Genomic DNA, 22,108 nt, shown 5'->3' on the forward strand with positions numbered 1-22,108 from the left:
CTACTGGCGCACCGGAAAGCAGATCAGATTACAGCCGCAACCTGCTTGGTTTACTTGGTCTAGTAGCGGGGAGCAGGGTAGAACTGCAGGCGCCTAAACTACAAACCAGCGCGCCGGCGGCTAAAAAGGGCAAAAGAGATTTTTTCATGCTTTTTGGGTAACGTTTAACCACCGCCCTTACGGTTTAGTAGATAAGGTTGTTATCCGAAAGAAAGTTTTGGTTTACTTTTAAGCGGTCAATTTTTTTCTAATTAAATTTATCCTAATTAAAAAATTGATAAACTTTCACTCTTTTGATGCCTTTCAATAAGTGCTTTTATAACTTTAGAATAAACTTTTAGCTCTGAGATGTCTTTATTTTTAATTAAATAATCAATTTGACTATCAAGGGCATATAATGCAGAAGAAAAGGAAATAGTTTTTCCAAATTGGTCAAGATATTCATCAATTAAAACTAAGATATTTTTATCAAAACCTTTAAAATCGTAAATTATTAATGAAAGTTCAAAAGAAATTCTTTTATGCAATTGGTTTTCTTCAGTAGTATCAACTTTCAATAAAAAAGATTTTATAAGATCTTTTATCTTTCCATTTGAAATATTAAAAATACTTATTAACAATTTTTGACAAACATCAATAATATCAGAAATTGGATATTCTTTTATCTCATTTAATAATTTATTTATAATTCGATCATTTGTAAATAAGGCTTTCCTTTCCTTTGCATAACCATAAATATTATATATTTCATTATTGGTAATAGCATGAAATTCTTGAAAGTTTATTTTGTTGTTCAATAATTTTGAAATAAGATTTTCAATAAGTATTAATAGTATCTGCTCATTAATATTAGTTTTGAATAAGTTATATTGCAGCCCAAAAAATAGATTTATTGCTTGAAAAATACCTAATGTATTATTTCCATTCGAAATAATTTTATTAATTTTAGTTAAAACATTTGAAATTTCTTCCTCTTCAAGTGGAGTAAGAGAAAGTAAAAAAATCAAATTTTTGAAATAATTTTCAAACTTATTGAAAGTTATTTCAGATTTAATAAATTGCTCAACTATATTTTCAAAAACAATATCGATTAACCAATCTTTTGATTCATCAGAAAGCATAAAGTGACCTTTTCTTTCAGAATCATTATGGTAGAATTCCTCTAACAATACTTTTAGACCTTTATAATCTATGTATTTAATACAAGAATAAATTTCAAGTTTATTTAAAGAAACTGTTTCTTTCTGAATTTGTCTGAGAATGGAAATTTTTATGAAGTAACTATTAATCTTTCTAAACTCTTGATAATTTTCTATCATGATTTTGTTTCTCAATACGAAAAACACAAAATTCTCATGGTTTGAAGTAAATTCATTATAGTTTGAATTTAATACTAACCCACCTGATTTTATTGTTTTGCCTGAGTCCTCAGTTTTTCTTAATTCTTCAGAAATTTTAAAAGCATATTGATATATAAAAGACTTATCAATAAAATTATATATTGGTTCTAAAATTAAACGTAAGTCTTTAGGTAAATTGTAATATCTTTCTTTAAGATTATACTCTTCAGTAAATAAATACCGATTATTATCTAAAGAGAAATTAAACTTTAAACGTCTTAGTAAAGTATTCCTATTAAACATCGCTATAAACAATAATGTATAATTTCTATGTTTTAAGCATAGCAAAATTATTTCTTCCATTAAACCAAAAGCCTCTTCATTTTTCTCTAATTGATAAAATTTAAATGCAAGCTCTAATAGCTCTCTAATTTCATTTTTATTTTTTGTTAAATCTTTAAAATCAAAATTAAAATATATTAATTCAGATTCGGGATTAGCAATTTCCAAATAATCTGAAAATTTGATAAATGATTGTTCATAAGGTGCTTCTTCACTTTCAGAAATAATAATGCCTTTAATATTTGCCCTCCCAAGTATTTCAAATATTTTTAAGATATTAAGACTAGGTTTTTCTCCCTCATCAATATCAACTAATATTTGCACGAATTTTTGGTAAATGGCTCTAATATTCGCATTAGAATCACCGGTAGATGAATGTTTATGAAATTCAAGAATGGGCTTTTTGTCATCATCATAGACAAAACTGCAATTTGTTAAAACCTTTTGAATCTGATCTATTAAAATTCCTTCTAAATCTTTGAGTACATTTAATTTATCTAAAATGAAATCAACTGTATCTTCTTTAGAATTAATGATAAATGCCTTATCATAATTTTTAATTTTATTTAAAAAAGTATAAGTCTTGTTTGAATAGTCATCAAAGTCTGAAATTAGTTTATCGTTGTCGTTTAGTACCAAAGTAGTTATTCCATGGTTAGCTAAATATTTACTTTGGGTAGGATTTTGAAAAAATGTTGCCAGATACATTGGCGGTCTTACTTTTGAATTATTTTGGATCCATTTTAAAATATGTTTTAGATTTATATCATTGTAAGAATAACCAAGAAATAAAACTGTATGAGTAGATAAAATACTTTTAACATAATTTTCAATTAGTGGAAAATTATATTTATAGTTAATATAATCGTCCTCTTTGAAAACAATATTATGGTTTCTAAAATCACCATGAATCTTTAACAATTTATTCTGTAATGAGGATTTAACAAGATCAACATCAGAGCAAATTACATCAAATATAAATGCATTCTCTTCAATGGTTTTTTCTAATATTGTATCCCAATTGGTAGTTATAATAACATGTGGGTTTACCTCGAAAATCAATTTATGTATTTCTGAGGGCTTAATATAATCAGGAAAATAGGTCTTTAGCTTTTTATAATATGTATATTCATCAAATGCTAAATAATACAATTGGGCTATTTTAAGATAATCTGTTTCATCGTTAAGGGATAATTCTTTTTTTAAATCAACAATTAAATCATTCCAACTGGGAAGTTTAAAAAATTTAGTTTCAGAACTTTTCGAAATCCCTGCCCCAATGAATATAGCAAGGCTATTGTCATTATTAGCTTTAATAATATTTTTTATATATGTTGAATCAAAATTCATAAACTAAATTTCTTAATTTTTCCCTAAGTTATCAGCCTCAAAAAACATAGCATAAATATATGAAATATATTTGTTCTTCTATATTAAATTAAATTTTTATCCCTTTGCCTTTCAACCCCTTCCAAATAGACCTTCCCGTTACGGAGATCATCCCGACGGTCCGCGAACACCTGGCTACCCGCAACACGCTGATCGTGCACGCGCCGCCCGGGGCCGGTAAAAGCACCCTGCTGCCGCTGGCTTTGCTGGAAGAGCCGTGGCTGGCCGGGCAGAAGATCATCATGCTGGAGCCCCGCCGCCTGGCCGCCCGCACCATTGCCGAGCGCATGGCCCAGCTTTTAGGCGAAACCGTGGGGCAGACAGTGGGCTACCGCATCCGCTTCGAGAACCGCATCTCCGAAAACACCCGCATAGAAGTGGTAACCGAGGGCATTCTCACCCGCATGATCCATTCCGACCGGGGGCTTACCGGCACGGCCCTCGTCATTTTCGATGAATTCCACGAACGCAGCATCCACGCCGACGTAGCTATGGCTCTGGCCCGGGAAGCCCAGCAAACCCTGCGCCCCGACCTGCGCCTGATGGTAATGTCGGCCACCCTGGATATGCCGTTGCTCACGCAGCTGCTCAACGCTCCGGTGGCGCAAAGCCTGGGCCGCCAGTACCCCATCGAAATCCTTTACGCCGGCGAAACCGACGAAACGCTGCTGCCCGAGCTCACCGCCCGCACCGTTATGCAGGCCCTCCGTGAAAAGCAGGGCGACGTGCTGGTGTTCCTGCCCGGCGAAGGCGATATCCGGAAAGTGGAAGCCATTCTCCGGAAACAGCTCCGCGACGTGGCCCTGCACCCGCTCTTCGGGATGCTGCCCGCCGGCAAGCAATACGCCGCCCTCATGCCCGATAGGCAGGGGAAACGCAAGGTGGTGCTGGCCACGAGCATTGCCGAAACCAGCCTTACCATAGAAGGCATTACCGTGGTGGTAGATTCCGGCTACGGCAAAACGTCGCGCTTCGACCCAAAATCCGGCCTTACCCGCCTCGAGACCGTGCGCGTTTCCAAAGACTCCGCCGACCAGCGCGCGGGCAGGGCCGGCCGGCTTGGTCCGGGCACCGCCTACCGCCTCTGGACCAAAGCCGCCCACGAACGCCTGCAGCCGCACCGCACCCCCGAGATCCTGGAAGCCGACCTGGCCTCTTTGGTTTTGGATATGGCGCAATGGGGCATCCTGGATATTTCGCAGCTAACCTGGCTCACGCCGCCGCCCAAGGCCGCCCTCCTGCAGGCCACCGACATGCTGCACCAGCTGCAGGCCCTGGAAAACGGCCGCATAACCGAGCACGGCAAAAAGATGCACGCCCTGCCCACGCACCCGCGCCTGGCACATATGCTCTTAATGGCGCAGGAAAACAACCAATTGCCTCTGGCCGCCGATATTGCCGCCCTGCTGGAAGAACGCGACCCGCTGGAACGGAATTCGGGCATCGACCTGAACCTGCGCATCGAAGCCCTGCGCCGCTACCGCAAAGAGCACGTAGGCGGCAAACGCCTGCAAAAGATCGAAAAGATCGCTGCTTCGTACCGCCGGATGTTCAGCATTGAGCCCGAAAACAGTATCCCGGACCCGTACGAAACCGGCGTGCTACTGGCGCACTGTTACCCCGAACGCATTGCTTTTGCGCGCCCCGGCAACAACGCCCAGTTCCAGCTTGCCAACGGCAAATACGCTTCCGCCGGTCACCGCGACGAACTGGCGCACGAGCCCTGGCTGGCCATTGCGCACCTCAACGCCCGCGAAGGCGTGGGGCAGATCTTTCTGGCTTCTCCGCTTAACCCCCGCGACCTGGCGCCTTTGGTAAAACAACAAGACGTCATCACCTGGGACACCACCGACGGCGAACTCACCGCCTCCCGCGACATGCGCATCGGCTCCATTGTTTTACAAAGCAAACCACTACCCGAACCGGACGAAAAGCATTTAATTCCCGCCATTTCCGAAGCCCTGAAAAGGGAAGGGGAAACGCTATTGAACTGGACCTACAACGTGCAGCAGTTCCAGAACCGCGTACTAAGCCTGCGCAAATGGCGCCCCACCGAAGGCTGGCCCGATCTTTCCACGCCAACCTTACTGATGACCAATTATGAATGGCTCCGGCCTTATTTGGTTGAGGTGGAAGTTCCGGAAGACCTGCTGGAAATAGACCTGCTGCCGATTTTGGGGAAATTCTTAACACCTGAACAGTTGGCTGCTTTGGATAAACTGGCTCCGGCTACCATTGCGTTACCGGATGGCTACGAAGTGGAATTGCTATATATGAAGAACGGCAAACAACCGGTTTTAGAAGTGCGCCTGCAGGATATCTTTGGCTGGGAAGAAAACCCCACCGTAGATGGCGGCGAAATGCACGTGCTGCTGAATCTGCTTACGCCTGATCTGAAGCCTTTGGCAACGGTCGCGGATCTGGGTAGTTTTTGGGCGGAGAAGTATAGCGTTTTGAGAAGGGAGTTGGTGGCGAAGTTTCCGGGGGTGAAGTGGAAAGTTGTCTGAATTTGGATTCGTCAGATCAGGAGATTATTGGATTTAAGGATTCAGATTTAAATTATCTGGTCATCCCGAGCGCAGCCGAGGGAACTAACGCGTACCGAACCCGCACGAAAGCTAATCTCAAACCTGACTGATAGGAATTTATTGCTGCGCGCAAATTCCATAGAAGTACGCGTTAGTTTCTTCGGCAAGCTCAGAATGACCGGATTTTATTAGGATTTAGGAAGCTAATTACTTGAATTACTTTATCCGTCTTCGGATCATTTAATCCGCCTAATACTGAAATTTCAATTTATGACCTTTTCTTCAGCTATATAATTCAGGAATTTAAGCTCTGGATTTTTGCTTCTGATTAACGCTTCCTTTTTAGATCGGCTCCAGCCTTTAAGTTGCTTTTCTCTTTCGATGGCATGTACCGGGTTTGTAAACCTTTCAAAGTAAATTAGTTTGTAGCAGTAATACCGGCCAGCAAAGGTCTTTTTATCATCACTATTCTGAAAATGTTGCTGAAGCCTTGTTGCAAGGTCGTTTGTAATGCCAATGTCTAGAACCGTCCGGTTAAAATTCGTAGTGATGTAAACGAAATAATTGCTGTTGAACATGCTATCGTTTTTGGGGCTTTCAACTTTTGTTCCGGTTTAGAAGTTCCGGAGATTAATATTTTAGTTTCCACTGCCATTTCCCGGAGTTAATTTCAATCAGCGAAAACCAAAATATCCGGTCATTCTGAGCTTGTCGAAGAAACTAACGCGTACTTCTATGGAATTTGCGCGCAGCAATAAATTCCTATCAGTCAGGTTTGAGATTAGCTTTCGTGCGGGTTCGGTACGCGTTAGTTCCCTCGGCTGCGCTCGGGATGACCAGATAAATTGTATTCAATCTTTCATTGCCGTCTGCTTTAGCTTGGTGGTATGCATGTCACAAAATCTCCCCTTGTTTTAAGAGGAGGGCCGGGGTGGGGCAGCTCCCGCCTTAGCAAGGAGGGGCTGGGGGTGGTTGGATTTCGGAGGTAGGAATTTTACTTCCAGGTCCCCAGCAGGCGGCGCAGCACGATCACTTCGCCCGTGTGGTAAGCCGTATGTTCCGCTACCAGCAAGGCTTCGCGCAGCAGGGTCTGGCCTTCGCCGTGAGGAAAGGGTTTGTACAGGTCGTTATCCGGGTCTTGTACCAGTTTGATCATGGTTTGCAGGCCGGTTTGAATTTCTGCGATGCTTTTATTCAGTGCTTGCTGATCGGCAGGGGCTTTTTCCTGGGGCCAGTAATCATCGGGCCAGGTCAGGTACTGGTAATCCGGGTTCTGGCAGAATTCCAGGATGTCGTTTACGGTGAGGCGCATGTGTTCCAGCAGTTGCCAGATGGTGTACGGTAATTTCGGAACGGTCTTGCCGGCTTCTTCGGCGGTGATATCCTTAAACAATTCGCCGACGGGCTGAAAGGCAAGGCCGCCTTCGAGCAGTTTGGTAAGCTGGTCGCGAAGTCTCTGATCGTGGTTCATATGCGGTTGTGGTTTTATGAGGGAAACTAATTTTACGCGCAGTAGTTTTAGCAACGGGAAAAGAAATGGGGGAGAAGGAAAACCGGCAAAACCAGGAAGCTGATAATTTGCTACATTGCTTAACTACGAAGAGCCCTGAAAGATGTACTATAACGTAATAATTACCGGCGCTACCGGCATGGTAGGCGAAGGCGTGCTGCACGAATGTTTGCAGGATCCGGAGATCACGGAAGTACTGCTGATCAACCGCCGGCCTTCGGGCTTTCAGCACCCGAAACTCAGGGAAGTCATTCATCCGGATTTCCTGCATTTCCGCGGCATAACTGTCGATTTTAAAAACTACCAGGCCTGCTTTTTCTGCCTGGGCGTTTCTTCGGTAGGCATGAGCAAAGCCGATTATGAAAAGCAAACCTACGACCTGACCCTGGAAGTAGCCCGCACCATGGCTGCGCAAAACCCGGAGATGACCTTCTGCTACGTAACCGGCGCCGGCACCGATAGTTCAGAAAAAGGCCGTTCGCACTGGGCGCGCGTTAAAGGGAAAACGGAGAACGAACTGCTCCGGCTGTTTAAAAAGGCATTTATGTTCCGGCCGGCTTTCATTCAGCCTACGCCCGGCCTGAAAAATACCAGCAAATATTATAAGTACATAAGCTTCCTGGAACCGGTGTTGAAACGGCTGTTTCCGAAGTACATTTGTACCTTGCGGGAAGTAGGGCAGGCCATGATCCAGGCGCTGAAAAAAGGCTACCCGAAACCCATTCTGGAAGTGCCGGACATCAAAGCGCTGGCCCGTTCCGGAAACTGAAATCCTGTTTAAAAAGAAACCTTGTTTATGAGAATCCTGAAATTATTGCCGGTGGTTTTACTTTTAAGTACCGCCTGTTCCCAGCCAACCAAGAAGCCTGTTTCATCCGGGCAAGAAACGCCTTCCGAAGTTCCCAACGAGCCGGTGATCAACTCCATTACCGGAGTAGTAACGGAAATTCAGCCGGGAAAAGATGGCTATACGGCCCAGGTAAAAACCACCGAACAGGAAACCGTTTTTGTTACTGTGAGCCGGGTGAATTTAAAAGATCCGGAAAGCTACCGTTCCGTTAAAATAGGCGATACCCTTCGCGCAATCGGTGAGTCTTGGGAAATGAACGGTGAAAACCACCTGAAAGCCCTTGAACTCAAATAGCCGGAAAACGCTAGGAATCTGCCCCTGAAAACTACTCCTTCAGCTGGAAAAAAAGCCGCGAGATCGGGATTAGCATGATGCCGGAAACGGCGAACGCGATAAACGAAATTTTCAGGTTGAACGCGTGCGCCAGGTACCCGATCATGGGCGGCCCGAGCAACATACCCACAATGCCAAAGGTAGCAATGAGCGAAACGGCCATGCCAGGCGAATACGTTTTGGACGTGCCGGCGAGCGTGTAGGTTAAGGGAATTACGGCGGCGGTGCCAAATCCCACCAAAGAAAAACCGATCATGGCCGGCCAGAAGCTCGGGAAAAGTATGGCCAGCAAAATTCCGGAAAAGATCAGCAGGGCGCTCATCACATACGCGTTCGCCATGCCGATCTTATCGATGATGCGGTCGGAAATAAAGCGGGACGTGGCCATGAAAACCATGAAGGTGAGGTAACCGGCCGTAAAGATCTCTTCTTTGATTACCTGCTGAAAATAAATGCCGCTCCAGTCGAACATACCGCCTTCGCAGACCATGGCAAAAAAGGCCAGTAACCCGAGATACAAAATGAAGGGCTCCGGTTTTTTGAAAGTCAGTTTGTTGCCGGAAGTGGCGCGGTCGTTACGAAGCAGGTAGCGGTAGGCAATAATGGCCGCCAGCGTGGTAATGCCGGTAACCATGAGCAAATGCGGCACGATGGTAACTTTTAACGAAACCAGCAAGGTGGTAAAACCCACGCCCACAATGCCGCCGGTGCTCCAGAGCCCGTGAAATGAGCCGTTGATCTTGCGGCCGTATAGGTTCTGCAAATTGATGGATTGGGTGTTGATGGCAATGTTCAGCACCCGCGTGCACAAGGCATATAGTACTAAGGCAATTACCAGGAGCGTAGCCGAATCGGCAAAAGCGATGAGCGAAAGGCAAAGTGCGTTCAGGATAAAACCCACCGTGAGCGGAATGCGGGTTTCGAAGCGGGTCACGAGCCAGCTGGAAAGCGGCAGTCCGGCCATGGAAGCGACCGGCATGGCAAACAGAATGCTACCGAGTTCAGCTTCGTTCAGGTCTAAGGCGGCGGCAATGGTAGGTATGCGGGAAGTCCAGCTGGAAAAACTGAAACCGGCCAGAAAGAAAAAGGTGCTCAGCGCAAGGCGTTGCGGGCGTAATGAAGGCATGTAGAAATTCAAAATGCAAAGGTACGATATTCCGGCCGCAAATCCGGGATCCTGGTTTAGCACTATACGGCCATTGGGAGAAGCAGGAAATGGTGCCGGCAGTTTTTTACTTAAAAACCATAGCGTTTGGGAAATATTTTTTACGGATCTTCCGTTTTAGAATTTCATAAATTAAGGCATGTTTCCGAACGAAGAAGAATTTAACGCGCAATTTGCCGAAGCCATAGACGGTGTGATCGAAACCATGGCGGAAACGCCGGAAATAGAGCCGGTGCGGTTTTTCAATATGGTGTGCGTGCTGGAGAACCTGCAGTTTTTCGCACCGGTGCTTTACAGCGCCATTAAGCCCAAAGAACAATAAATATTTTCAGCCAGAAATTTCTAAAATTACATTTTTGAGCCCGGAAACTAAACAAGTGTTCTTTGTTTCCGGGCTTATTTATTGACTATTAAATTACTTTTTAAGGCAAAATTTCTACCGTTTTTTACAGGCCGTTCCTGCTTTTCGTTCGCTTTAGAATTACAGAACGGATGTGAATAATTTTGCAATAGAACCGGATCTTTTAGACGTCCAGCCACTCTTTAAAGGTACTGTATTTATCGATGCTTACGAACGTATCCTGATCGGTGGAAGGGTTTAGAGTCAGTTTCAGGCGGGTGGGAGAGTATTTCTGGATCGAATCGATGGCGTTCATTTTAACGATGAACTTGCGGTTGATCCGGAAAAAATCTTTGGGGTTGAGCACGCTGGCTAATTTGTCTAAACTGAAGTCTACGGGCAGGCGCTGACCAGCCTGGTTTATCAGGAAGGTCATTTTTTCTTCCGAATAAAAATAGGCGATCTCTTCTACCGGCACGGTTTTAATTTTAGCGCCGTGCGTGATCAGGAACCGTGACTTGTATTCGGGTTCTTTTTTCAGAGCCGCCTGCAGCATTTCTTTGATGCTTTCCGGGTTGAATTTAACCTGCTGCTGCAGTTTATGGAATTTGGTTAAAGCGCCTTCCAGTTCTTCAAAATTGATGGGCTTCAGTAGGTAATCAATGCTGTTTACCTTGAACGCCTTGATGGTATAATCGTCGTAAGCGGTAGTGAAAACCACCGGCCCGGCAACTTCGATCTGGTCGAAAATGGCAAAACTCTGGCCGTCGTCGAGGTGAATATCCATGAAAAACAGGTCGGGCTGCGGATTGGAACTCAGCCATTTCACGCTTTCTTTTACCGACGAAAGTACCGCCAGCACGGTAATGTTTTTATCGTAGCGCATCAACAAGCTTTCGAGCCTTTTGGCGGCCAGCGCTTCGTCTTCAATGATCACAACTTGCATAACCCAAATTAAGGAAGCAAAGGTACTTTAGAAATATATGATTTACCTAATATATGAAAGAAAACCTTGCGTTGGGTAATGTATTCGTAGCGATTGGTAATATTTTTTAAGCCTACGCCGGTAGAAGCAAATTCCTGGGTCCGGATCTGCAGGTTATTCTGTACCACCAGGTAATCGTCTTCGGTCACTGAAATGTTTACTACCAGCGGACTTTCTCTCGAAAGCACGTTATGCTTCACGGCATTTTCGATTAGCAACTGCAGGGTTAGCGGCGGCAGGTAATGGTTTAGTTTTTCGGCGGGAATATCCATGCTTACCTGCAGCTTGTCTTCGAACCGGATCTTCAAAAGAAAAATATACGCGTTTATAAAATCGATCTCCGTTTTTAAAACTACCAGTTCGTGGTCGTGCTGCTCCAGTACGTAGCGGTAAGCTTTGGCCAACTGGTCGATGAATTTTTCGGAAAGGTCGGCATCGATGTGCACCAGCGTGGAAAGCACGTTCAGGCTGTTGAATAAAAAGTGCGGGTTGATCTGGTTTTTCAGGCCTTCGTACTGCGCCTGGGCAATTTCTTTCTGCAGCATTTCGGCATTGATCATGGCGCGATGGTAATTGCGCAGAATATGAAAAGCGGTGAAGCACAGGTAATAAACCGAAGAAAAAAGCAGGTTGATGGTGTAGTTCAGGCGCACTTCCATGCCAAATTCAATTTCGCCGAGCGGCTGCAGCAAAAGCGTGAAAGGCACCAGCGCAATTACCGTAAACAAAAGCATGCTGGCCGACATAAAAATAAGTAAACCCAAGGTGTAGCGCTGCACCTGGGTAACGGCTTTCAGCCTAGTTTCCAACTGGTTTTGCAACCAGTAATAAGTTTGATGCAAAGCCAGGAAAAAAACCAGCGAATACACATAATCGAAGAGCATGTGCTGCGGATGGTACACCACCGTGCCGTAAATAATGAAGGCAATTACGTTGGTGTAAACGATAGACAGCACCGCTGCCAGCAGCAGCCTGTTTTTTAGGGTGAGTTTGGTAGGCTTTACTTTCATTTTAATTTAACTGTAGCCGCTCAGCTTTGTAGTTTATAGTCTCGGGTTTATGCCTTGCAAAGCGGCTTTTTTAACTGCCCCAAATTACCATTTAGCCCCGCAATTACTTCCGAAAGGTACGATGACCTCCTGATATTTCCGACGAATGCCTGGGATTGGTGGATGAACCGGAGGGCGGAATGGAGGTTTTTTCGAATTTGAGTAGGCCGGTGTAGGAGTTTTTATGAAGGAGTTTTCAAAATGCATAAACCTATAGCCGGTCATCCCGAACGAAGTTGAGGGAACTAACGCATACAGCTAAGGAATTTGAGCGAAGCAATAAATGCCTTTCGTGCGGGTTCGGTACGCGTTAGTTCCCTCGGCTTCGCTCGGGATGACGCAATAAAGTAGCTGGCCAGTTGGGAAAGCAGTTTTTCCTTTCCAAAGCATAGCGTTTTCAGGCATCATGCAATTTCGAGGAACGAAGCCAACGGAATCTCTTCAGAAATCCTTCCTTTACTTTGCCGCCATTCAAGCCCGAACAACATCTGCATAATGCTATCCTTTCGGGCCTAAAAACTCCAAAACCCCTCCAATACCCCTCCAATACCTTTCGCCATTCGGTAATAATCCTGCCGGCGTTCAGCCGGAAATTTCTGCCATTCGTCGATTTTAAATTTCTCTGGCCCTTGGCACCCTGCAACTTTGTAGCATCGAAAATCACATTTGCTACTTAAATAAACTACTATGAAAAAGATCCTTTTCCTGCTGGTTTGCCTGCTGCCTTTGCAACTGCTGGCCCAGCAGAAATTTACCGTCAGCGGCAACGTGAAAGACCTGAAAAACGGCGAAGACCTGATCGGGGTTTCGGTGGGCGTGGCGGGTGGAAAGGCTGGCACCGTTTCCAACGTTTACGGCTTTTATTCGCTTACCCTGCCGGCCGGAAATTATACGTTGCAGTACACTTACATCGGTTACCAAACCGTTTCCCGGCAAATCACTTTAGACCGCAACCTGGTGCTGAACATGGAGCTGGAAAACGATACCAAAATGCTGAACGAAGTGGTGGTTAGCAGCCAGAAGGAAGATGCTCATATCCGGCAGAATAAAATGAGTACGGAGGTGCTGCCTATGGCTACCATTAAAACGCTGCCAGCTTTTATGGGCGAAGTAGACGTGCTGAAAACGCTGCAAATGCTGCCCGGCGTGCAAAGCGGCGGCGAAGGTACTTCGGGCTTTTACGTGCGCGGCGGCAGCGTAGACCAGAACCTGATCCTGCTCGACGAAGCGCCGGTTTACAACGCTTCGCATTTGCTGGGTTTCTTCTCGGTTTTCAACGCCGATGCCATTAAAGACGTGGAAATTTACAAAGGCGGCATTCCTGCGGAATACGGCGGCCGGCTCGCTTCGCTGGTCGATATCCGGATGAAGGAAGGCAACAACAAGACCTTCGGCGCTTCGGGCGGCGTTGGCACCATTGCCAGCCGTTTAACGCTGGAAGGCCCGTTGAAGAAAGATAAAGGCTCGTTTATCGTTTCTGGTCGCCGCACCTACGCCGACCTTTTCCTGAAACTCAGCCCCGACGAAAACCTGAACCAAAGCGCGCTGTATTTCTACGACCTGAACACCAAACTCAATTACAAATTCGGTGAAAAAGACCGCGTATTTGTGTCAGGTTATTTCGGGCAGGATGTATTTAAATTCAAGGAAACGCTGGCCATGGATTGGGGCAATGCCACGGCTACGGCCCGCTGGAACCACCTGTTTACCGATAAGGTTTTCTCGAACTTCACGGCCATTTACAGCAACTTCAATTACAAGATCGGTTCCCCCGGCACGGCCAATGCCTTCAGCTTAAAATCGAACATCGAAGACGTTAGTTTAAAAGCCGACCTGGCCTATTTCCCGAACAACGAAAACAGCATTAAGTTCGGCGCCAGCACCATTTACCACACCTTCAAACCTGGCTTAATTAAACCGGAATCCGAAAGATCTTCCATCCGGGAAATGAAACTGGATAATAAATACGCCCTGGAAAATGCGGTGTACCTGAGCAACGAACAGGAAATAAATAATCGTTTGAAACTTACTTACGGCCTGCGCTATTCTTTCTTCCAGAACATGGGCGGCAAGGTGCAGGAACTTTCCGAAGACCGGCAGCAGGTTATCAGCGTAACTGAATACGAGCGCACCGAGATCTACAAAACCCAGGGCGGGCTGGAACCCCGCTTGGCGGCAACCTTCATGTTAAACGAGAAAAGTTCCGTGAAAGCTTCCTACAACAAAACCCGGCAATACCTGCACCTGGCCTCTAACGCTACTTCCGCTTCGCCCTTCGATGTGTACATTCCTTCGGGCAAATACCTGAAACCGCAAATCGCCGATCAGGCAGCGCTGGGTTATTTCCGCAACTTCCTGAACAACCAGCTGGAAGCATCCGCCGAAGCCTATTACAAAACCATGCAAAACCAGATCGACTTCCGCGACAACGCCGACCTGGCCCTGAACAACAACATCGAAGCGGAAGTGCTTTCGGGCACGGGCAAAGCGTACGGTTTTGAACTGATGGTGAAGAAGCATGCCGGCAAATTAACCGGCTGGGCCAGCTACACGTTCTCACGCACCGAACGCACCATCGATGGCATCAACGAAGGCAAAGCGTACCGCGTGCGCCAGGACAAACCGCACAGCGCCACGCTGGTAGTTTCCTATAAAATCTCCGAACGCATGACCTTTGGTTTGAACCAGGTTTACGCCAGCGGCAACGTGGTAACCATGCCATCAGGTGCTTACCGCCACGGCGACATTATTCTGCCCATCTACACCGAACGCAACGGCTACCGCCTGAAAGATTACCACCGGTTGGACTTGTCGCTGACTTTGGATAACCGTCAGAAGCCGGGCAGCAAATATGCTTCGAGCTGGAATTTCTCTTTATTCAATGCCTATGCCCGCAAAAATGTGTTCTCCATTGCCATGGAACAACCCGAAGACGGCACCGGCATCCAAACCAAAGAAATTTCGATCCTGGGTTCTGCCTTTCCGGCCGTTACTTATAATTTCAAATTCTAACCAGATAATTCTAACCAGATAAAAACGCTATGCTTTTAACGATAAAAAGTAAAACCATGAAAAACCTGACCTACCTATTTTCTGCTTTCCTTATTCTGCTTTTATCCGGATGCGAAACCGTGGTAGACCTGGAACTGGAACAAAGCGAACCGCGCCTGAGTGTAGAAGCCATCGTAACCGATCAGCAAGATCTGAATTACGTGAAATTGGCCATGTCGGGCCCGTACGGAAAAAATACTGAAACGCTACCCGTACGAGATGCCCAGGTAAATTTAACCGATAATACCGGCGAAAAAATTACCTTTACGCACCAGGAAAACGGCCTTTACAAACCAGCTAGCACGTTTAAAGGCATCGCTAACCGCCTGTACACCTTAACCATTATCGCCAACGGACAAACTTACACGGCCTCGTCGTTGCTGCCTGAAGTTCCGCAGGTTGACACGGTAGGTTACCGCTACGTAGAAACCAAAACCGACCCGTTCAGCCGCAAAGATGGCTACTATTTAAGCCTGGCTTTTCAGGATGCGCCGGAGGTGAACAATTACTATAAAATCGACCTGATCCGGAACGGTAAATTGCTGCAAAAAGACGCTTCTGATATTTTAGTTACCGACGACCGCCTGTTTAACGGCGCGCATGTGATGGATGAAGTAAATACCACTTTCAGCCAGGGCGACGAAGTAACATTGAACCTGCTTTCACTCACCAAAGAAGCCTGCGAGTATTACCGGGCCATTTCCGCGCTGCAGGGCCAGGGCGGTTTGTTCGGCCGCAACCCGGCCAATTTGCCAACCAATATCAGCAACGGCGCTGTGGGCTTCTTTTCGGCCAGCGCGGTTTCCGGCAAAACAGTACAGATCAAGTAACTAAAACCGAAAAAACGGTATCGTAAAACGCTAAAAACTCAAAACCATGTTTATAGGTCATTTTGCCGTCGGCTTTGCGGCTAAAGCCAAAGCCCCACAAATCTCTTTAGGCACCTTGTTCCTGGCATCACAACTGCTGGATCTGCTCTGGCCCACGTTTTTATTGCTGGGCTGGGAACACGTAAAAATTGCCCCCGGCATCACCGAAGTTATCCCGCTGGATTTCACGCATTACCCCATTTCGCATAGTTTACTGGCGGTATTAGGCTGGGGAGTGCTGGCCGGTTTACTTTACTGGCTGTTTAAAAAAGACCGGTATTATGCGCTCATTATTAGTTTGTGCGTAGTTAGCCATTGGGTGCTCGACCTGCTTGTTCACCGGCCCGATCTGCCGTTGCATCCCGGCGATTCGCAGCTGGTAGGTTTGGGCCTGTGGAATAGTTTTGCGGGAAGTCTGGTGGTGGAAGGCTTGCTGTTTATGGCCGGAATTTATTTCTACGCAAAAAATACGCAAGCCAAGAACAAGGCTGGCAAATGGGGTTTCTGGAGTTTAGTTGCCTTCCTGGTACTCATTCACGCTGGCAATTTGTTCGGTCCGGTACCGACTGAAGTCACGGAAATTGCCTGGGTAGGGCAGCTGCAATGGTTGCTGGTAATTTGGGCTTACTGGCTCGACCGGAATCGTAGCAACGTGTCTGCACCTCTGCAAACCCAGCCGGCCTGAAAACGCTATGCTTTAATGCCTGAGAAGTAAGAACCATTTGTAAAAATGAAATCCCGCTGTTCCGGAAAGGAGCGCGGGATTTTCAGGTTTTAAAGTACAGTAGATTTCCTGCGTTTTTTCGCCGGTAAGGATAGCGTTTTGTCAATAAGAAAGTAATTAATTTTGAGTTCAGGCAAGATTCTTTTCATCCACCATTCGAGCTAAGTTGTTAGGAAAAAACTTTATTCAGTCATCTCGACGTCAGGAGAGATCCCATCCGGTTAGTAGTGCCTTCTATCCTGGCTTTACTACCAATCTGATGAAATCTCTCCCTGCGGTCGAGATGACGGGAGATTTTTTCTAAATGAATAGCTAAAAGATTGATTTTGTTCGGACTCGCCTAAAAATCAGCTAACCAACACTTTTCTTTTTCCGGCTTTCATTTCCTGCTGTTCCTGTTGCGCAGCCTGGTATTTGGCTAACTGGTTTTTCAGGAAAAGCGGTTTGGAATCTTTGTAACTCGTAACGCCGCCAATTTTATGCAAACCTTTGATGTACAACCAGGCCAGGTCGAGCTGATTCGGTAAAAAACCGGCGCGTGCGCTGCCCGGGTAAAGGTGGTGATTGTTGTGCCATTCGCCGGAAAATAAACCCGGCCTCGTCTGGTTAATGGATAAATTGCTGCGGTCGAAATCGATGCCGTCTACGTGTTTGGCTTCGCCGTTGCCGTGGCCGTTATAATTAAACGCGCGCACCAGGATAAACCAGAACAGCGCGCCGCCAAATAACGCACAAGCCAAACCCGGACCACCGATCAGGTAAAAGGCCCCGAACCAGAAACTCCAGTTCAGTAACCAGATCGCCACCGTGTAAAGCGGCGTAGCCACCGAACCCCATTTTTTATACTGGTCATAGGAATTGATCTGCACGCCGGTATGGGCCAGGAAACCGGCGGCTTTTTTGTAGTTTTCTTCGCTCAAATCTTTGGCAATGCTGTGGTGGTTTACGTCCGAAAGCATGCAGTACATCAGGCCGGCGTAGGCGTTGTACGGGTCGCCGGGTTCTTCTACTTTTACGTGGTGCACGTGGTGCGAAAGCACGTACATTTCTTCCGGGAAGGTTCTCAAAACCAGGTTCTGGGTAATGATCCGCCAGAATTTATTTTTGAACGTGAATGCTTTATGCGTGCCGAAACGGTGAAACCATACGGTACCGTGCGTACTCATGATCACCATGCCGTACACAATGGCCGCGCCCAGGTACCACCAGGAAAAGTAATCGGCCAGGAAAAAATACACAAACGGCACCATACAAACCGCCATCAGCCAGCTAATGAGGGAGATCCAGTTCCGTTTGTCTTTAAAGATGTTGATGCGCCGGAAAGCTTCTTTATAAAGTTCCCAGACGCTGGGTTTCATTAATTCGCCTTTTTCGTTTTTCCAGCCATAAGCTGGTTCCTGTAATAATTCGTCGATGAATGCCATAATTCTTTGTTGGCACCTTCCGGGTTACCCAAAAAGTAAATCCGGAAAGCACAATGCTAAACCTTATAGAGCCTGGAAAAAGCCAAATAAGAATGATAAAAAATAGGGGGGAGGGTTTTGAAACGCAGATCAGAATTGCAGATAATTTTATCTTTCTAACAATTGTAGATCACTTGCCTTCATGCTCTTTTCCCGGGTGAAACAAAAACAAACATACTGTTTCCGTTTTGGGAAGAAAGAGCTGCAATATTCTGAGTAGGAAATACTATAACGTGCCCAAGGGGGTGTTTAGTTGCCAAAGATAGATTTTATTATCGGAAACCCGTTATAAAACCCTACGACGAAATGTTTAATTGCAGGCTCATAGGAGTGTTTTAAGCAGTTTTTGTAAAGAAAAACATAGCGTTTTCAGGTCAATTATTTTTTATTTCTTAACTGTTAAAATGCCTTAACATTTTCCGGGAAGCACAAAACGGGAGTATACTTTCCCTGCTAAAAAATCTTCAAAAAGGAAGCAAATTATCCGGCTGCAGTAAAACAAAATTTTTGATGGCCGGTATAATGCCTGAGCGTTTGGCAGCATTTTTTTCACAATCGAAATTGTAATAGATCTGAAAGCGGCGCGTTAATTATTTAAACTCTTTATCACTAAAAAACACGGCAATGAACGTAAGCTTCACGCAGATCCTGAATACCCAGGAAAAGAAACTGGCCTTTTTTCAAAACATTGTACTGGTTGCCATCGCCGACCGCTACGTAGATAAACTGGAAAGCGATTTCCTGGTTTCGGTGGGCGATCAGCTGCAGCTTACCGAAAAAGATACCCTGCATATTGCCGACAACCTGAAGAATTTAAAGTTCATCATTCCGCAGGATGGCCTGCAAAAATCGCTGGAGCTGGAGATGCTGGTGAAAATGGTACTGCAGGATGGCATTGTTGAAAAACGCGAATATGACCTTTGCCTGGAATACACCCGCCAGATCGGGTTCACCAAAGAAAAGCTGGATGAACTGATTGCCCAAAGCAAAAATTAAGATCGTTTTTAAAACTTCCGGATTAGATTTAATTCCGGAAGTTTTACATAAAAAATGGTATGCAAATAATCCTAAAAAGTCTTGCTCATTAAAGGGCAAGACTTTTTGTTTTTGCTTAAAATACGTAATGCTTATGCTATTATAGCTTGGTTTTTACGCCTTAGCAAGAATGGTTTCTAAAACATTCAAGAATGGCTTCTAATACATTATTGGGTCATTCTGAGCTTGTCGAAGAAACTAACTGGTACCCCTATGGAATTTTGAGCGAAGCAATAAATTCCTTACAGGTTCGGTATGCATTAGTTCCTTCGACAAGCTCAGGATGACTAAATAAATGTTTGAGTTAATGACATGCAGCGACATTCATGAATACATGATGCTTAACTGATTCCATTTTGATATTAAATTCAATTTCTGCACTTGTTTCTAATTTTTCATGCTTGACTTTTTGAAGCAAAAACGGTAGCGTTTTCAGCCGGGAAACTACTCCAGACAATTGCTGTTTTACAGGTTGTACTTCTGTTTCATAACCTCGATCAGGGCAAGCTTTTTTTCAGAGCTAAGTTCGTGGGCTGCAAAGTATTTCCAGACGCCATCGATGTAAATTAAAAGCAATTCTGCTTCTAAAGCGGGTTCTAGGTAATGGAGGGCCGCAAAACTTTGGGGTAATTTTTCGATGCTGGGGCGCATGAAATTTTCGTGGTAGCGGTAAGAGATCGGGTTTAAAGGCATGATCTTATATTGCATGCGCCAGAAATCCGGGTTCGATCTTACGAGTTTCACCGGCAGCTCTATCAGGTTGCAAATGTATTCCTGCGGACTTTGGCCGGCTAAAAAAGGCTTTGTTTCGCGGATCGCTTCCTGATACCCTTTCCGGATAATTTCTTCCAGCAAATTGTCTTTGGTGCCGAAATGTTTAAAGATGAGCGCTTCGGAAATACCAGCTTCGGTCGCAATCGATTTGGTGGAAGTTGCGCGCACGCCGTTTTCGGTAAAAAGCCTTAAAGCAGCATCCAGTATGTCTTGTTTTTTGCTCATGGCTTTGTATCGATCCGGTTTAAAGGAGTTTTTTGCATTGAATTCAATCCCCCTGGCTTCAGACTCGGTTTATTGATTTGGCTAACCAGCTTACCATCTTCTCTATTATATCTTCTCGAATCTGAAATTCATTGCCGTCTGCTTTAGCTAACGGAATATATTTGAAAACAAAACGGCTTTAGCCACATTTTTAACTTTGCGGCAAGTTTTATTGATGTAGCTAAAATAGGCAACGCTATAAATGTAACCACCCCCAGCCCCTCTCCCGAAATTCTCCGAGATCTGCGACTTGAAAAGGAGGGAGGTTTTTTTTTTGCAAAAGTACCGCCAGCTAAAGCAGACGGCAATGAATTTTTATATATAAAGACAGGCGTGAAATCAACGGCCACCGAAAACTAAACCCGCTCCAGAATTACTGCATATCCCTGGCCCACGCCCACGCACATGGTAGCCAACGCGTAACGTTTCTGCAGTCGCTTCAAACTTAGGGCGGCCGTGTGAACGATTCTGGTTCCGGACATTCCCAGCGGGTGGCCCAAAGCAATGGCGCCGCCGTTTACGTTCACGCGCGCATCGTCGTCTTCGAGGCCTAACGCGCGGGTGCAGGCTAAACTCTGGGCGGCGAACGCTTCGTTCAGTTCAATGATATCCATATCGGCTAAAGTTAAACCGGCTTTTTTCAGGGCTTTTTCTGTGGCCGGAACCGGACCAATTCCCATGATGCGCGGCTCTACACCAACCACTGCCGAACTGATAATTCTGGCCAGCGGCTTTAAGTTATATTGCTTTAGCGCTTCGCCGGAAACGATGTAAGTGGCGGCCGCGCCGTCGTTCAAGCCGGAAGCGTTTCCGGCGGTTACGGTGCCGTTGGTTTTAAAAGCCGGCCGGAGTTTTGCCAGCGTTTCCAAAGTAGTATCGGGGCGCACAAATTCATCTTCCAAAACTACCAGCGGATCGCCTTTGCGTTGCGGGATCGTAACCGGAATTATTTCTTCGGCTAAGGTTCCGTTCTTCTGTGCTTTGGAAGCTTTCATCTGCGAACGATAGGAAAATTTATCCTGGTCTTCGCGGTTGATGTCGTACATTTCGGCCAGGTTTTCGGCGGTATTTCCCATCGGATCTACGCCGTACATTTCCTTCATTTTCGGGTTCACGAAACGCCAGCCGAAACTCGAATCTTCCATTTTAGAATCGGTACCGAACGCTTTGCTGGGCTTGGAAATTACGAACGGGCCCCGGGTCATGTGCTCCACGCCGCCGGCAATAAACACCTCGCCATCGCCTGCTTTTATGGCCTGCGCCGCATGCATGATCGCCGACATGCCCGAGGAACACAAACGGTTCACGGTTTCGCCAGGCACGGTTACCGGCAAACCGGCCAGCAGCAAAGCCATGCGCGCCACATTGCGGTTGTCTTCGCCGGCCTGGTTGTGGCAGCCTAAAATCACATCGTCCACAGCTTCTATTGGAATGTCCGGGTTGCGGTTTACGAGTTCTTTAATTACATACGCGGCCAGATCGTCGGTACGGATGCCGGAAAGCTTGCCGCCAAAACTTCCGATCGGGGTGCGGATGCCATCTACCAGATATACTTCTTTTTTCATATCGATTCGGTTTAAACCTTAATGCAGGTTGGTTTTTTTTCTCAAAAATTTAATGGCCGGCGATGTGCCCATGGTTACCAGCAAGCCAATAAAACAGCCGCCCGTAACCGCCAGAAACCGTTCCACCGCTGCCCAGTAAGTCATGGTTTCCTGCTCATGGATCACGACAATAATCAGCGCCACAATTGCGGTGCGGGACACAGTCATGAGTTTGAAAACGTGGCAGATGGCAATGGTAATCATGATCCCCAGTAGCATCATCAGCATCTCGGAAACCGGGAACAGGTAACAGATCAAACCTACGCTCGAACCTACCAGGTTGGCTTTAAACCGATCGACCGTAAGCTTTTTCGCATCTTTTTCTTCCGGCGAAATAACCAGCAAAATGGAAATGATGGTCCAGTAAAGCTCGTATTCCGGAAAGTGCAGGTAAAACGCATATCCGATCAGGAAACCGATAATACACCGCACGGCGTAAATAATTAAATCGGAACCCAGGCTGTATCGTAATATTTTGTTCGGCATTTTACGG

General features: G+C 45.8%; 18 protein-coding genes. 8 read left to right on the forward strand and 10 right to left on the reverse strand.

The genetic code is table 11. The annotated features are described in order from the left end of the window. Window positions 1-266 precede the first annotated feature (266 nt). Complete coding sequence (locus I5M27_RS07270; protein WP_200505539.1) at window positions 267-3,032, reverse strand: SIR2 family protein; 2,766 nt, start codon at window positions 3,030-3,032, stop codon at window positions 267-269. Window positions 3,033-3,136: 104 nt separating this feature from the next. Here I5M27_RS07270 and hrpB point away from each other — a divergent pair, with 104 nt between their 5' ends. Next, the gene (gene hrpB, locus I5M27_RS07275; RefSeq protein WP_200505540.1) at window positions 3,137-5,578 is read left to right on the forward strand and encodes an ATP-dependent helicase HrpB; all 2,442 of its coding nucleotides are present in this window, start codon (window positions 3,137-3,139) and stop codon (window positions 5,576-5,578) included. Window positions 5,579-5,862: 284 nt separating this feature from the next. On the opposite strand, the gene I5M27_RS07280 is transcribed toward hrpB, so the two are convergent. Together I5M27_RS07280 and I5M27_RS07285 are read right to left on the reverse strand one after the other, a co-directional pair. Then, window positions 5,863-6,177 (reverse strand): GIY-YIG nuclease family protein, encoded by a 315-nt coding sequence (locus tag I5M27_RS07280; protein WP_200505541.1) that lies wholly within the window; start codon window positions 6,175-6,177, stop codon window positions 5,863-5,865. A 416-nt stretch (window positions 6,178-6,593) separates the two neighbouring features. Next, a complete protein-coding gene (locus I5M27_RS07285) occupies window positions 6,594-7,070 on the reverse strand; it encodes a DinB family protein (RefSeq protein ID WP_200505542.1) in 477 nt (158 codons plus the stop codon). Window positions 7,071-7,212: 142 nt separating this feature from the next. On the opposite strand from I5M27_RS07285, the gene I5M27_RS07290 reads away from it, so the two are divergent. Next, a complete protein-coding gene (locus I5M27_RS07290) occupies window positions 7,213-7,878 on the forward strand; it encodes an NAD-dependent epimerase/dehydratase family protein (RefSeq protein ID WP_200505543.1) in 666 nt (221 codons plus the stop codon). A gap of 27 nt (window positions 7,879-7,905) precedes the next feature. Further along, window positions 7,906-8,253, forward strand: a complete 348-nt coding sequence (locus I5M27_RS07295; RefSeq protein ID WP_200505544.1) for a hypothetical protein — start codon at window positions 7,906-7,908, stop codon at window positions 8,251-8,253. Window positions 8,254-8,284: 31 nt separating this feature from the next. On the opposite strand, the gene I5M27_RS07300 is transcribed toward I5M27_RS07295, so the two are convergent. Then, window positions 8,285-9,418: an MFS transporter gene (locus I5M27_RS07300; protein ID WP_200505545.1), complete on the reverse strand. Its 1,134-nt coding sequence runs from the start codon at window positions 9,416-9,418 to the stop codon at window positions 8,285-8,287. A gap of 178 nt (window positions 9,419-9,596) precedes the next feature. Between I5M27_RS07300 and I5M27_RS07305 the strand changes: the two genes are divergently transcribed. Then, entirely contained in the window at window positions 9,597-9,779 is a 183-nt protein-coding gene (locus I5M27_RS07305; RefSeq protein WP_200505546.1) for a hypothetical protein, read from the forward strand. Window positions 9,780-9,981: 202 nt separating this feature from the next. Here I5M27_RS07305 and I5M27_RS07310 read toward each other — a convergent pair whose 3' ends face one another. Together I5M27_RS07310 and I5M27_RS07315 are read right to left on the reverse strand one after the other, a co-directional pair. Next, window positions 9,982-10,743, reverse strand: a complete 762-nt coding sequence (locus I5M27_RS07310) for a LytR/AlgR family response regulator transcription factor (RefSeq protein ID WP_200505547.1) — start codon at window positions 10,741-10,743, stop codon at window positions 9,982-9,984. 8 nt (window positions 10,744-10,751) lie between these two features. After that, window positions 10,752-11,792 (reverse strand): sensor histidine kinase, encoded by a 1,041-nt coding sequence (locus I5M27_RS07315; protein WP_200505548.1) that lies wholly within the window; start codon window positions 11,790-11,792, stop codon window positions 10,752-10,754. Between the two features lie 726 nt (window positions 11,793-12,518). On the opposite strand from I5M27_RS07315, the gene I5M27_RS07320 reads away from it, so the two are divergent. The 3 genes from I5M27_RS07320 to I5M27_RS07330 are packed head-to-tail and all read left to right on the forward strand — an operon-like array spanning window position 12,519 to window position 16,436. Continuing rightward, window positions 12,519-14,843 carry a TonB-dependent receptor gene (locus tag I5M27_RS07320; protein WP_200505549.1) on the forward strand — a complete coding sequence of 775 codons (2,325 nt, stop codon included), beginning with the start codon at window positions 12,519-12,521 and terminating at the stop codon, window positions 14,841-14,843. Between the two features lie 29 nt (window positions 14,844-14,872). Beyond that, a complete protein-coding gene (locus tag I5M27_RS07325; protein WP_200505550.1) occupies window positions 14,873-15,712 on the forward strand; it encodes a DUF4249 domain-containing protein in 840 nt (279 codons plus the stop codon). Window positions 15,713-15,758: 46 nt separating this feature from the next. Continuing rightward, window positions 15,759-16,436 carry a metal-dependent hydrolase gene (locus tag I5M27_RS07330; protein WP_200505551.1) on the forward strand — a complete coding sequence of 226 codons (678 nt, stop codon included), beginning with the start codon at window positions 15,759-15,761 and terminating at the stop codon, window positions 16,434-16,436. Between the two features lie 386 nt (window positions 16,437-16,822). On the opposite strand, the gene I5M27_RS07335 is transcribed toward I5M27_RS07330, so the two are convergent. Further along, window positions 16,823-17,899, reverse strand: coding sequence for a fatty acid desaturase (locus I5M27_RS07335; RefSeq protein WP_200505552.1), 1,077 nt, complete (start codon window positions 17,897-17,899; stop codon window positions 16,823-16,825). Between the two features lie 663 nt (window positions 17,900-18,562). Between I5M27_RS07335 and I5M27_RS07340 the strand changes: the two genes are divergently transcribed. Further along, window positions 18,563-18,934 (forward strand): hypothetical protein, encoded by a 372-nt coding sequence (locus I5M27_RS07340; RefSeq protein WP_200505553.1) that lies wholly within the window; start codon window positions 18,563-18,565, stop codon window positions 18,932-18,934. A gap of 504 nt (window positions 18,935-19,438) precedes the next feature. Here I5M27_RS07340 and I5M27_RS07345 read toward each other — a convergent pair. From I5M27_RS07345 to I5M27_RS07355, 3 genes are all read right to left on the reverse strand, one after another. Further along, window positions 19,439-19,972 (reverse strand): TetR/AcrR family transcriptional regulator, encoded by a 534-nt coding sequence (locus I5M27_RS07345; protein WP_200505554.1) that lies wholly within the window; start codon window positions 19,970-19,972, stop codon window positions 19,439-19,441. Between the two features lie 395 nt (window positions 19,973-20,367). Next, window positions 20,368-21,576: a 3-oxoadipyl-CoA thiolase gene (pcaF, locus tag I5M27_RS07350; protein ID WP_200505555.1), complete on the reverse strand. Its 1,209-nt coding sequence runs from the start codon at window positions 21,574-21,576 to the stop codon at window positions 20,368-20,370. An 18-nt stretch (window positions 21,577-21,594) separates the two neighbouring features. Then, a complete protein-coding gene (locus I5M27_RS07355) occupies window positions 21,595-22,101 on the reverse strand; it encodes an FUSC family protein (protein ID WP_200505556.1) in 507 nt (168 codons plus the stop codon). Window positions 22,102-22,108: the final 7 nt, after the last annotated feature.

Source organism: Adhaeribacter terrigena, from assembly GCF_016623615.1.
Classification (GTDB): domain Bacteria; phylum Bacteroidota; class Bacteroidia; order Cytophagales; family Hymenobacteraceae; genus Adhaeribacter_A; species Adhaeribacter_A terrigena.